The organism is Achromobacter sp., from assembly GCF_032113835.1.
GTDB lineage: Bacteria > Pseudomonadota > Gammaproteobacteria > Burkholderiales > Burkholderiaceae_B > Achromobacter.
The window spans coordinates 1-11,657 of sequence record NZ_DAMCTG010000122.1; the positions used below are offsets into that span (position 1 = coordinate 1).

Here is an 11,657-nt window from a genome sequence, read left to right on the forward strand (position 1 = left end):
GATGCGCCCGACGGAAACCGAAGGGAGCCGAAGGCGGACGAGGTTGAGGACGGGGCAGTCCGGAGCGAAGGCTCCGGACCGCAATCGTAGCCCCGCCCGCCCCAGGCCCATGCCGCGCCGGGCGTCTAAAGAACCCAATCCTCAACCAGCATCCTAACCACAACCACAACACCACAACACCACAACCACGACACCACAACACCACAACCACGACACCACAACACCACAACACCACAACCACGACACCACAACACCACGACACCACGACACCACGACACCACAACCACCACAACCACCCATCACCATCACCACCCCGACATCTCAAATCACCATCCGCGCTAACACCCCCACCGTTTACACACATAACCTCATATCGACTAAGTATTTTTCGGCCGCAAACCCCGATGACAGAATCACCTCATCAAGCATTCACTCATCGGACACCTATCAACATGGCCCCCTTGCTCCGCCTCCTGACCACTGCAGCACTCACGCTCGCATTCGCCGCACCGACGCACGCCCAAAACAACAACAAGGACTCGATCACAGTAGGCATCTCCGTAGGCACCGCCGAAAAGATCTTCGACGTCGTAAAGCAAGTCGCCGCCCGTGACGGCCTGCAGATCAAGCTCGTCAAGTTCAACGACTACCAGCTCCCGAACGCCGCCCTCAACGCCGGTGACCTCGACGCCAATGCCTTCCAGCACAAGCCCTTCCTCGACAACCAGATCAAGGCACGCGGCTTTGACATCGTGCCCGTCGGCCTTACCGTCACGGCGCCCCTCGGCTTCTACTCTCGCAAGATCAAATCGCTGGACGAGCTGCCCGAAGGCGCCTCCGTCGGCATTCAGAATGACCCCTCCAACGGCAATCGCGCCTTGCGTCTGCTTGCCGCCTACAGGCTCATCACCCTCAAGCCCGAAGCCGAGCAGAAGAACACCGCCACGCCGCTCGACGTCGTCTCCAACCCCCGCAAGATCAAGCTGATTGCGCTGGATGCCGCGCAGCTGCCGCGGTCGCTTGATGATCTGACCGCTGCGTCCATCAACAACGACTACGCCGAACAGGCCGGCCTGGTGCCCGCCCGCGACGCCATCGGCCGCGAGGCTGCCGACGGTCCCTACGCCAACCTCATTGCCGTGCGCACCAAAGACCGCGACCAGCCCTGGGTCAAGAAACTTGTCTCCGCGTACCAATCGCCCGAAGTCCGCGCCTACATCGAGCGCGAATTCAAAGGCTCGCTTGTTCCCGCCTTCTAACGCATTGCCCCGGCAGACCACCATGAGCATCCTCACCCTGGCGGGCAGTCCGTCGCAGCGGTCCCGTTCCTCCGCGTTGCTTCGCCACGCCGCACAGATCCTGCGTGCCCGCGGACTTGGCATCAGCGAACTGGGCCTGCGCGACATCCCCGCCGAAGAACTCATCGAAGGGCACTACACCGGCGCGGCTGCCGGCGCCCTGCGTGCACGGGTTGCAGCCGCCGATGCCGTACTCATTTCCACGCCCGTCTACAAAGCCTCGTTCTCAGGCGGATTGAAGGCCGTGCTCGACCTGCTCGATGAAAAGGCGCTCGCCGGCAAGGTCGTCCTGCCTATCGCCACCGGCGGCAGTCCCGCGCATCTGCTTGCCCTCGAATACGGCCTCAAGCCCGTGCTGTCCGCGCTTGGCGCGCGGCACATCCTGGCCGGCGTCTACGCCACCGACAAACAGGTGCGGCTCGATGAGTTGGGCAACGCCGACATCGACGACGACGTGCGCGGGCGGCTCGAGGATTCCGTCGAGCGTCTGTCCGAACACGTGCAGCCGCGCGCCGGCGCCGTCCACCCTGCCTACGACCTTGGCCGCCTTGCCCTCGCGGGCGGCTTCAGCGTCTGATCCGGAGTTTCAGCATGGATGTTTTCTGGTTCATCCCCACGCACGGCGATTCCCGTTACCTCGGCACCAGCCGCGGGGCGCGCGCCGCCAGTTATGACTACTTCCGGCAGGTCGCCGTCGCTGCCGACACGCTCGGCTATGACGGCGTCCTGCTGCCCACCGGGCGGTCCTGCGAAGACGCGTGGGTCGTCGCCTCCAGCCTCATCGGCGCCACCCGCAACTTGAAATTCCTCGTCGCCATCCGCCCCGGCGTCAGCTCGCCGCAAGTGTCCGCGCGCATGGCCGCCACCTTCGACCGCCTGTCCGAAGGCCGCCTGCTCGTCAACGTCGTCACCGGCGGTGACCCCGGCGAGCTCGAGGGCGACGGCGTCTTCGTCAGCCACGACCAGCGCTACGCCATCACCGCCGACTATCTCAAGATCTGGCGCGGCATCCTTGAAAACAGCCACCAGGCGGAAGGCTTCAGCTTCGAAGGCGAGCAGCTCGTCTCCAAGGGCGGCAAGGTCATCTATCCGCCCGTCCAGAAACCGTATCCGCCCCTGTACTTCGGCGGCTCGTCCGAGGCCGCGCACGAACTCGCGGCCGAGCAGCTCGACGTCTACCTGACCTGGGGCGAACCGCCCGATGCCGTCGCGCGCAAGATCGCCGACGTGCGCGCCCGCGCCGCGCGGCATGGACGCACGGTGCGCTTCGGCATCCGGCTGCACGTCATCGTGCGCGAGACCACCGAGGCGGCATGGGCCGCGGCTGACGAACTCATCAGCCATCTCAGCGAAGACGCCGTGCAGGCCGCGCAGGCCGCGTTCGGCAAGATGGATTCCGAAGGCCAGCGCCGCATGGCCGCGCTTCACGGGGGCAAGCTGACCGACGGCAACGGCGGCCGCTCGCACCTGGAGATCTCGCCCAACCTGTGGGCGGGGGTCGGCCTTGTGCGCGGCGGCGCCGGCACCGCGCTGGTTGGCGATCCGGAAACCGTCGCCGCCCGCATCCAGGAGTACGCCGACCTCGGCATCGACACCTTCATCTTCTCCGGTTACCCGCATCTGGAAGAGTCGTACCGATTTGCCGAACTGGTGTTTCCGCTGCTGCCCGGCAAGGGCGAGCGCAAGCCCGGCAGCACCGTGCTGACGGGCCCCTTCGGCGAAGTCATGGCGACTGAGCTGGTGCCCAAGGAAGCGGCAAGCTGATGTCTGACCCGCGCAAGCTTCCCAGCCCGAACCTGCGGGCCGCGCGTTGGCTGGCGCCCGCGCTGGCGCCCCTGCTCGTCCTCGTCGCATGGCAGGCCGCCGCGCAGACCGGCTGGCTGTCCGACCGCCTGCTGCCCGCGCCATCGACGGTTGCCGCCGCCGCGGTGGCGCTGGCGCGCAGCGGCGAGCTGCGGATCCATGCGGGCGCCAGCCTGCTGCGCGTGCTCGCAGGCCTGGTGCTGGGCGGCGGAGCGGCGTTGATCCTGGGCGCGATGAACGCAACCGCCCGGCGCGCCGGTAAACCGGCCGACACCTTGCTGCAGGCGCTGGGCCTCGTGCCCGTGCTCGCCTTCGCGCCGCTCATCCTGCTGTGGCTCGGCGTGAGCGAGACGGCCCGGTTGGCGCTGTTGTCGCTGGGCGCTTTCTTCCCGGTTTACCGCCAGACGGTGCGCGGCATCCGCGCGGTGGATCCCGGACTGATCGCAACGGGCAGGTCGCATGGCCTGCAGGGCTGGGCGCTGTTCCTGCACGTCATCCTGCCCGGCGCATTGCCGTCGATCCTGACGGGGCTGCGGCAGGGCCTGGGGCTGGCGTGGCTGATCCTGGTGGCGTTGGAAGTGTTTGCGGCGCCGTCGGGCGTTGGCCTGCTGACCGAGCAGGGCCGTATCGCCGCGCGCGCCGACCTGTTGTTGCTCGGCATTGCGCTGTACGCCGCGATGAGCGCGGCGTCGCAGGCGCTGGTGCATCTGCTTGCGCGCCGCCTGCTGCGCTGGAGCCCCGCGCATCGGCCCGAACTGTTTTCAAGGATGGATTGATGGCCAAGATTTCCCTGTTGCGCCAAGCGCGCCACGATGAAGACGCAAGCGCTGGAGCGGCCGATGCGGCCGGCGGCGCGCTCGAATCCCTGGCGGCCGAGCTGGCTGTCACCGCCGTCGAACGCGACCGCGCGGGCGGTCATGCGGCCCATGAGCGCGAACGCATCCGCGCCAGCGGCCTGCTTCGCCTGTCCATTCCCACCGCCTACGGCGGCACGGGTGCAGACTGGTCGACCGTGCTGGCGGCCGTGCGCCGCCTGGCCGAAGTCGACAGCGCACTTGCGCACGTGTTCGGCTTTCATCATCTGCAGGTGGCCGGCGTGCTGCTGTACGGCACGCCCGAGCAGCAGGCCTACTTTCTGGCGCCCACCGCCGAGCGCGAGCTTTTCTGGGGCAACGCGCTCAATCCGCTGGACCGCCGCGTCATCGCCCGCGCGGAGCTGGACGGCTACCGCATCGACGGCGTGAAGAGCTTCAGCTCCGGCTCGGTCGGATCGGACCTCCTGACGTTCTCGGCCTGGCACAAGCCTTCGGGCACCGCGCTGATCGCCGCGCTGCCCACGCACGCCGACGGCATCACCGTCAATCCCGACTGGGATGCGTTCGGCCAGCGTCAGACCGACAGCGGCACCGTGCGCTTCGATCACGTGCGTCTGGAAGCCATCCAGGTGTTGCAGGCGCCGGGCGTCACGCCCACGGCACGCGCCACGCTGCGTTCGCAGGTGGCGCAGCTCATCATGACCAATCTCTATCTGGGCATCGCGCGCGGCGCCTTTCACGAGGCGCGCCGCTATGTGCGCGACGAGGCGCGGCCGTGGTTCGCGTCCGGCGTCGAGCGTCATGCCGATGATCCCTACGTGCAGGAGCGCTTCGGCGAATTCTGGCTGCGCGTGCAGGCGGCAGAGGCGCTGGCCGACCTGGCCGGACTGAAGCTGGACGCGGCGCTGGCGCGCGGGCCGTCGGTCACGGCGCAGGAACGCGGGGAGGTCGCCGTGGCCGGCGCACAGGCCAAGGTGCTGGCGCATCGCGCCGCGCTGGCGGTGGGCTCGGAACTGTTCGAGGTGACCGGGGCCAGCGCCACCGCCGCGCGCTACGGCTACGACCGCTACTGGCGCAATGCGCGCGTCCACACCCTGCATGACCCGGTCTCCTACAAGATCCGCGACCTGGGGCGGTACGCGCTGCTCGACCAGGCGCCCGAACCCACTGCTTATTCCTGATGCAACCGCAATGCCTGATGCAATCGCAATGACCGATATTTCCAACATCCCCGCCGTGCCGCAGCCCGTCATCCGCCTGGATGCGGTGAGCAAGTCGTTCGCCACGCGCGCGGGACGCTTTGACGCCGTGCGCAACGTGTCGCTGTCGATCCGCGCCGGCGACACGTTCGGCATCATCGGCAAGAGCGGCGCGGGCAAGTCCACGCTGCTGCGCCTCATCAACCTGCTGGAGCGGCCGGACGAAGGCGCCGTGCGCGTGGCCGGCACCGAGCTCACCGCGCTGTCCAAGCGCGACCTGCGGTCGGCGCGGCAGAACATCGGCATGATCTTCCAGCAGTTCAACCTGCTGCAGAACGAGACCGTGTTCGAGAACGTGGCGTTCGCGCTGCGGGTGCACGGCGGACGCAGCAAGACGCAGATCGCCGACCGCGTGCGCGACTGCCTGGAGATCGTGGGCCTGACCGACAAGGCAGCCAGCCATCCCGCGCAGTTGTCGGGCGGCCAGAAGCAGCGCGTGGCGATCGCGCGCGCGCTGGCCAGCGAGCCGGCCGTGTTGCTGTGCGATGAACCGACGTCCGCGCTCGATCCCGAAACGACGCGCTCGGTGCTGAGCGTGCTGCGCGACATCAACAAGCGCCTGGGCGTCACCATCGTCATCGTCACGCACGAACTGGCCGTGGTGCGCGCGCTCTGCCGCCATGTGGCCGTGATGGAGAACGGCGAGGTCCTGGAGCAGGCCGAGATCTCGGGCGCCAACGTGCACCTGTCCTCGCCGCTGGGCCGCGAACTGATCCGCGAAGCCACCCACCCCTACGAAGAGGTTGCATGATGCTGGACACCTTTGTGCAGTTGCTGCCCGAACTGGGCGTGGCGGTCGGACAGACCTTTCTGATGCTGGCGATCGCGCTGGCCGCCTCCATCCTGCTTGGCGGCCCGCTGGGCATCCTCGTGTTCCTGACCGGGCCGGGGCAGTCGCTGGACCGCCCGGTGCTGCACCGGTTGCTGAGCTGGACGGTGAATACCGTGCGGTCGTTTCCGTTCATCATCCTGCTCGTCGCGCTGGTGCCGTTCACGCGGGTGATTGCGGGAACTTCCATCGGGCCGGTCGCGGCAGCGGTGCCGCTGTCCTTTGCGGCCATTCCGTATTTCGCGCGGCTGGTCGAGCAATGCCTGCGCGAAGTGCCGCGCGGCGTGATCGAAGCCGCGCACGCAGCGGGCGCGTCGGAATTGCAGATCGTGCGCCGCGTGCTGCTGGTGGAGGCGCGCTCGGGGCTCGTGCTGGCCTTGACGGTGCTGGCCGTCAGCTTCCTCTCCTACTCGGCCGTGGCCGGCGTGGTGGGCGGCGGGGGCATCGGCGACCTGGCCATCCGCTATGGCTATTACCGCTTCCAGACCGACGTGATGGTGCTGACCGTGGCGCTGCTCGTGGTGCTGGTGCAGATCATCCAGTTCGCCGGCAATACCGTCGCGCGACGCATCGACAAACGCTGACTCCAAAGGACGCTCATGCTGCTTACCCGCAATCTCGTGGCCCCAACGCTTGCCATGCTGGCCGTGTTGGCCTTCGGGGGAACCGCCCACGCGGCCGACCCCGCCAAGAAGGAAATCGTGTTCGGCGCGACGGCCGGGCCGTACAGCGACCAGATCAAGCTGGGCATCAAGCCCATCCTGGAAAAGCAGGGCTATACGGTCAAGATCGTCGAGTTCAACGATTACGTGCAGCCCAACTTTGCGTTGGCGCAGGGTGCGCTGGATGCCAACGCGTTCCAGCACATCGTCTATCTGAAGAACTTCGCGGCCAAGAACAAGCTTGAGCTGTCCGAACTGGTCAAGGTGCCGACCGCGCCCATCGCCATCTACAGCAAGAAGTACAAGCGTGTCGACGCGGCCCCCGACGGCGTGAGCGTGGCGGTGCCCAACGATCCCACCAACCAGGCGCGCGCGCTGGTCGTGCTGCAGGAGCTGGGTTGGGTGAAACTGCGCGACGGCTACGACCCTTTGCAGGTGTCTGAGAAGGACGTGGCGGTCAACGTGAAGAAGATCAAGATCATCCCGCTGGAAGCCGCGCAATTGCCGCGGTCTCTGGAAGATACCGACTTCTCGTTCGTGAACGGCAACTTCGCGCTGGCGTCCGGCCTGAAGCTGACCGAGGCGCTGGCGCTGGAGAAGACCACGCCCACGTATCAGAACCTGGTGGCGGTGCGCACGGCGGATCGCGACAAGCCGTTCGTCAAGGACATCGCGGCGGCGTACGCGTCCCCCGAGTTCCTGGCGGTCACCGAGAAGTCGTTCGCCGGCTTTGTGAAGACCGATTACCAGCAGAAGCTGGAGGCGGCCCGCTAGGGTCGCGGGCAGGGGCATACGCCGGCGGGCCGCCATGTTCATCCATCCCAACGAGTTCGAGCTTTTCCAGCATTTGCACGCGCCCGGCGACGCCGAGCGGGACAATGCGCCGGACGAGGACGCCGCGCGCCCCGCGCCCCTGCGTGTGACCCTGCGCAAGCTGGCCGGGCGCGATGGCGGCGACGTGCTGCATCCGCTGGACCTGGACATCGCCGCCGGCGAGTTCGTGGCGGTGGTGGGGCGTGCGGACTGCGGCAAGCGCGCGCTGCTGCGTCTGCTGGCCGGCGATGCCAGCCCGACCGGCGAACACGGTGGCGCGCCGCTGCGCTCGCCCGTGCTGTTCGACAACTTTCCGTTGTGGGCGCCGGACCATCGTGTTCGCGTGCTGCTGGCGGATGCACGCCTGCTGCCGTGGAAGCGCGTGATCGACAACGTCGCGCTGGGATTGCCCGAGTGTGACCGGGCGCTTGCCGCGTTGCGGCAGGTGGACCTGGAGCGCCACGCCAATGTCTGGCCCGCCAGTTTGACCGAAGCCCAACGCCAGCGCGTCGCGCTCGCCCGCGTGCTGGCGCATCGGCCCGGCCTGCTGCTGCTCGACGAGCCCTTGGGCCGGCTGGACGCGCTGGCCCGGATCGGCATGCAGGGCGATCTGGAAGCCGCATGGCGCCGGCAAGGCTTCACAGCCGTGCTGGCGACCCATGACGCCGCCGAGGCGGTGGCCGTGGCCGACAGGATCCTGGTGCTGGACGCGGGCCGCGTGACGCTGGACGTGCGCGTGGACCTGCCGCGTCCGCGCGTGCGCGGATCGGCCGCCTTCACGGCGCTGGAGGCGCGCGTGCTGCGCGCCGCGTTGGGACAACCCGACACGCCGGGTCCGGACGGCAGGCCGCTAGCGCCCGTCATCCAGATCCGGCATCTGAGGCTCGCTGTTTGACGCAGCGAGCCGGCATTAATTACCCGGCGCCCACGTGGCGTCATCCTCATCTTTCAGGAGCAACACCATGAGCATCCAGTCCATTAACGCCCGCAACCAGTTCCGCGGCAAGATCAAGGAAATCATCCTTGGCCCGGTGGTGTCTGAGGTCGACGTCGACACGCCCGCAGGCATCGTCACGTCGGTCATCACCACCCGCTCGGTCAAGGAACTGGACCTGCAGGTCGGCACCGAGGTCCTGGCGTTCGTGAAGGCGACCGAGGTATCCGTCGCCAAGCTGTAGGCCGAAGGGCGCGGTCCTAGGCTGACGACCGGTGTCTACCGCCGGTGTCTGACACCCTTTGAGATGCTGCTGCAAGCTGACGAGCGTCTCCCCAGGGTGTCAGACACCTCGACCTCAGCAAGCTGTCGGCCATCTCCCCAGGGTGTCAGACACCTACGCATCTCGCCGCGCCGCCGGCGCTTCCAAACTGCAGGCGTTAGGCATATATTGTCTTCGCGATATCCGGCGGTTCCCTCCTGGCTTGTGGCGTCTTGCTCTGTGTTCGGAGAACGGAAATGCAGCGACTGCGAACGTGGTTGATCGGCCTGATGTGTCTGGGGCTGTCACTCTCTTTTCCCGCCATGGCGCAAACCAAGCTGAGCAACGCTCAGCTTGATCAGTTGATGGCGCCCGTGGCGCTCTATCCGGACGCGCTGCTCTCGCAGATCCTGATGGGGTCCACATACCCCGATGATGTCGCGGCCGCAGCCAAGTGGTCGGCCGCGCACACCGACCAATCCGGCGACGATGCCGTGCGCGCCGTCGACGCCGAAACCTGGGACCCCAGCGTCAAGTCGCTGGTGGCCTTTCCCTCGGTCATGGACATGATGGGCCGCGAGCCCGGCTGGGTGAAGTCCGTGGGCGACGCGTTCCTTGCGCAGCCCGAGGCCGTCATGGATTCCGTCCAGCGGCTGCGCACGCAGGCGCAAAAGGCCGGCAACCTGAAAAGCACGCCGCAGCAGACGGTCAAGACCACCACTGCCAATGACAAGACTGTCGTGGTGATCGAACCGGCCGATCCCCAGGTGGTCTACGTGCCCAGTTACAACCCCACGGTGGTCTACGGCTCGTGGGCATACCCCTCGTATCCGCCTTATTACTATCCCCCGCCGCCGGGGTCGGTGTTTGCGACCTCGCTGGTGGCCGGGATCGGATTCGGCATTGGCGTGGCGGCGATCAATTCGATGTGGGGCGACGCCGACTGGGGCCGAGGCGACGTCGATATCGATGTGAACCGCTACAACAACATCAACGTCAACAACCGCATCGACCGCAACAACGTCAACAACAACCGGTCGACCTGGCAGCACAATGCCGCCAACCGCGGCAATGCGCCCTATGCGGATCAGGCCAGCCGCCAGCGCTTCGACAGCCAGCGGCAGGCCGGTCTGCAGAACCGGGCGCAGGCAGGCGGCCCGGGCCAACGGGCTGCGGGCGCGGCGCCGGCGGCAGGATCCCGCGAGGCCGCGCGGGAGCGGGCGGCGCAATCCTTTGAAGGGCGCACCGGGCAGCCGATCGCGGGCCATTCCGGCGCGGACGGCGGACGCGGCCAGGGGGCAGGCCGGGGCGACGGCGCTGCCGGCCGCGGGCAAGGGCAGGGACCGCAAGCGGGACAGGGCGGGCGTGATCGCGGCGCCGCCGCAGGGACGGCCGGTGTTTCCACGCAGGATCGCGCCCAGAATCGGTCAACAGGGGTGTCGACGCAGGATCGGGCGCAGAACCGGTCAACTGGCGTGTCGACCCAGGATCGTGCCCAAAATCGGTCAACAGGCGTCTCGACGCAGGATCGTCCGCGCGACGGCGCTTCCAGCGTCGGGACCGGCGGCGCCACCCACGACCGGCAGGCCGCGGCCCAGCGCCAGCGCGCCGACGAGACGGCCGCGCGCGACCGGGCGCGTGCGGCGAACAGCCACAATGCGCTGAGCGGCGCGGGCGACGGCGACCGCATGCGGCAGCAGAACCAGCGCGGCGAAATGAGCCGCGGCGGCGGCGGGCATCGCAGCACCGGCGCCAGCGCGCCGCATCGTGGCGGCGGGGCAGGCGTCCATCGCGGCGGTGGCGGCGGCGGGCGCGGCGGCGGCCGGAGATAAGCACCATGGACAAGGGACTTCCTATGACGATCGCCCGTTTGCGTGCGCTGTGCGTGGCCTCGGTCCTTGCGCTCGGCGTGTCGCCGCCCGCCCTGTCGCAGGCCGTGTATCCCAGCGCTCAGGCCGCGGCGCAGGCGTTTACCGATGCGCTGGCCTTGAACGACGTTGACGCCCTGCGCAAGGTGCTCGGCCCGAACCACCGGCAGCTTGTGCCGGGCGGCGTCGACCAGGAAAACATCTATCGCTACCTGGCGGCGTGGGTGCGCAAGCACGACATCGTGGCCGACGGCGGGCGTTCGTGGGTGGCGGTGGGCGATTCCGGGTGGACGCTGCCGGTGCCGCTGGTGCGCGCCGGCCAGGGATGGCGTTTCGACCCGGTGGCGGGCAAGGCGGAGATCCAGCGCCGCGCCATCGACCGCAACGAGCTGACCGCCATCGAAACCCTGCAGGAACTTCAGGCCGCGCAGACCCGGTATGCGCAAGGCGTCGGCCAGGGCCGGTACGCCACCCGGCTGGTCAGCCGCGCGGGTGAGCGCGACGGCCTGTACTGGCCCGACGTGCCGGGTGCGCCGCAGCAGGCCTTTGGTCCGGACGCGCTGGCCATGGGCCCCGACGTGCCCGTGGACGACGCGTATTTCGGCTATCGCTACAAGATCCTGCCGGGCGGCTCGGACAAGGCGTACCGCATCGTCGCGTGGCCCGCGCGATACGGGCACACGGGCATCGGCACATTTGTCGTGGGTCCGGAAGGCGGCGTGCTGGAGAGCGATCTGGGACCGTCCTCGGCCTTACGCGCGGCGGCTTTGCGGGAAGCCGACATCCGCGCCGGAAACTGGGTGGACGCGAACGGACAGCCGGCGCCCGCCAAGTAGGTTTTTCGGGGCCGAAACCCGGGCGGAAAATGGGGCCTGAATCGGGCGCAATTCGGACGCAATCCGGGCCCGATTTGGATGCTTGTTGCTGGGTCGCAACAAGCGTGCATGTTTGGCGTCAAGGCCTGCCGTCGCGCCACGTTCCCGGCATCACCTGTGACCCATTTGTCAGGCGCCTGTGCCTAAAATGGCGAGCACCGGGTGCCTGCCCGATTTTCCCTTGCCGGATCTCCAAATTGAACCCCATGTCTTTTGTCCGCTACGCCCTGTTCGGCGTG

General features: G+C 67.9%; 12 protein-coding genes. All 12 read left to right on the forward strand.

Going from position 1 to position 11,657, the window contains the following annotated elements:
* Window positions 1-452: 452 nt before the first annotated feature.
* The 12 genes from RT697_RS25320 (at window position 453) to RT697_RS25375 (ending at window position 11,379) form a co-directional block, all read left to right on the forward strand.
* Window positions 453-1,259: a MetQ/NlpA family ABC transporter substrate-binding protein gene (locus RT697_RS25320; protein WP_313702424.1), complete on the forward strand. Its 807-nt coding sequence runs from the start codon at window positions 453-455 to the stop codon at window positions 1,257-1,259.
* A 22-nt stretch (window positions 1,260-1,281) separates the two neighbouring features.
* A complete protein-coding gene (gene ssuE / locus RT697_RS25325) occupies window positions 1,282-1,875 on the forward strand; it encodes an NADPH-dependent FMN reductase (RefSeq protein ID WP_056565117.1) in 594 nt (197 codons plus the stop codon).
* A 14-nt stretch (window positions 1,876-1,889) separates the two neighbouring features.
* Window positions 1,890-3,062 carry an FMNH2-dependent alkanesulfonate monooxygenase gene (gene ssuD / locus RT697_RS25330; RefSeq protein WP_313702416.1) on the forward strand — a complete coding sequence of 391 codons (1,173 nt, stop codon included), beginning with the start codon at window positions 1,890-1,892 and terminating at the stop codon, window positions 3,060-3,062.
* Window positions 3,062-3,877 (forward strand): ABC transporter permease subunit, encoded by an 816-nt coding sequence (locus RT697_RS25335; RefSeq protein ID WP_313702417.1) that lies wholly within the window; start codon window positions 3,062-3,064, stop codon window positions 3,875-3,877. Before ssuD ends, RT697_RS25335 begins: the two co-directional genes overlap by 1 nt.
* Complete coding sequence (locus tag RT697_RS25340) at window positions 3,877-5,097, forward strand: acyl-CoA dehydrogenase family protein (protein WP_313702418.1); 1,221 nt, start codon at window positions 3,877-3,879, stop codon at window positions 5,095-5,097. The genes RT697_RS25335 and RT697_RS25340 overlap by 1 nt, the downstream gene beginning before the upstream one ends.
* Before the next feature lie 28 nt (window positions 5,098-5,125).
* Complete coding sequence (locus RT697_RS25345) at window positions 5,126-5,926, forward strand: methionine ABC transporter ATP-binding protein (RefSeq protein WP_313702419.1); 801 nt, start codon at window positions 5,126-5,128, stop codon at window positions 5,924-5,926.
* The gene (locus RT697_RS25350; RefSeq protein WP_056566920.1) at window positions 5,926-6,588 is read left to right on the forward strand and encodes a methionine ABC transporter permease; all 663 of its coding nucleotides are present in this window, start codon (window positions 5,926-5,928) and stop codon (window positions 6,586-6,588) included. Before RT697_RS25345 ends, RT697_RS25350 begins: the two co-directional genes overlap by 1 nt.
* Before the next feature lie 15 nt (window positions 6,589-6,603).
* Window positions 6,604-7,440, forward strand: a complete 837-nt coding sequence (locus RT697_RS25355; RefSeq protein WP_313702420.1) for a MetQ/NlpA family ABC transporter substrate-binding protein — start codon at window positions 6,604-6,606, stop codon at window positions 7,438-7,440.
* 34 nt (window positions 7,441-7,474) lie between these two features.
* Window positions 7,475-8,374, forward strand: coding sequence for an ATP-binding cassette domain-containing protein (locus tag RT697_RS25360; protein WP_313702421.1), 900 nt, complete (start codon window positions 7,475-7,477; stop codon window positions 8,372-8,374).
* Between the two features lie 67 nt (window positions 8,375-8,441).
* A complete protein-coding gene (locus RT697_RS25365; protein ID WP_006227327.1) occupies window positions 8,442-8,657 on the forward strand; it encodes a molybdopterin-binding protein in 216 nt (71 codons plus the stop codon).
* 275 nt (window positions 8,658-8,932) lie between these two features.
* Window positions 8,933-10,507: a DUF3300 domain-containing protein gene (locus tag RT697_RS25370; RefSeq protein WP_313702422.1), complete on the forward strand. Its 1,575-nt coding sequence runs from the start codon at window positions 8,933-8,935 to the stop codon at window positions 10,505-10,507.
* A gap of 23 nt (window positions 10,508-10,530) precedes the next feature.
* Window positions 10,531-11,379, forward strand: a complete 849-nt coding sequence (locus RT697_RS25375) for a DUF2950 family protein (RefSeq protein WP_313702423.1) — start codon at window positions 10,531-10,533, stop codon at window positions 11,377-11,379.
* Window positions 11,380-11,657 lie beyond the last annotated feature (278 nt).

Bases quoted from the DNA above. Each gene is read 5' to 3' on its own strand.
- RT697_RS25320 (WP_313702424.1), top strand. From the start codon at position 453: ATGGCCCCCTTGCTCCGCCTCCTGACCACTGCAGCACTCACGCTCGCA.
- ssuE (WP_056565117.1), top strand. From the start codon at position 1,282: ATGAGCATCCTCACCCTGGCGGGCAGTCCGTCGCAGCGGTCCCGTTCC.
- ssuD (WP_313702416.1), top strand. From the start codon at position 1,890: ATGGATGTTTTCTGGTTCATCCCCACGCACGGCGATTCCCGTTACCTC.
- RT697_RS25335 (WP_313702417.1), top strand. From the start codon at position 3,062: ATGTCTGACCCGCGCAAGCTTCCCAGCCCGAACCTGCGGGCCGCGCGT.
- RT697_RS25340 (WP_313702418.1), top strand. From the start codon at position 3,877: ATGGCCAAGATTTCCCTGTTGCGCCAAGCGCGCCACGATGAAGACGCA.
- RT697_RS25345 (WP_313702419.1), top strand. From the start codon at position 5,126: ATGACCGATATTTCCAACATCCCCGCCGTGCCGCAGCCCGTCATCCGC.
- RT697_RS25350 (WP_056566920.1), top strand. From the start codon at position 5,926: ATGCTGGACACCTTTGTGCAGTTGCTGCCCGAACTGGGCGTGGCGGTC.
- RT697_RS25355 (WP_313702420.1), top strand. From the start codon at position 6,604: ATGCTGCTTACCCGCAATCTCGTGGCCCCAACGCTTGCCATGCTGGCC.
- RT697_RS25360 (WP_313702421.1), top strand. From the start codon at position 7,475: ATGTTCATCCATCCCAACGAGTTCGAGCTTTTCCAGCATTTGCACGCG.
- RT697_RS25365 (WP_006227327.1), top strand. From the start codon at position 8,442: ATGAGCATCCAGTCCATTAACGCCCGCAACCAGTTCCGCGGCAAGATC.
- RT697_RS25370 (WP_313702422.1), top strand. From the start codon at position 8,933: ATGCAGCGACTGCGAACGTGGTTGATCGGCCTGATGTGTCTGGGGCTG.
- RT697_RS25375 (WP_313702423.1), top strand. From the start codon at position 10,531: ATGACGATCGCCCGTTTGCGTGCGCTGTGCGTGGCCTCGGTCCTTGCG.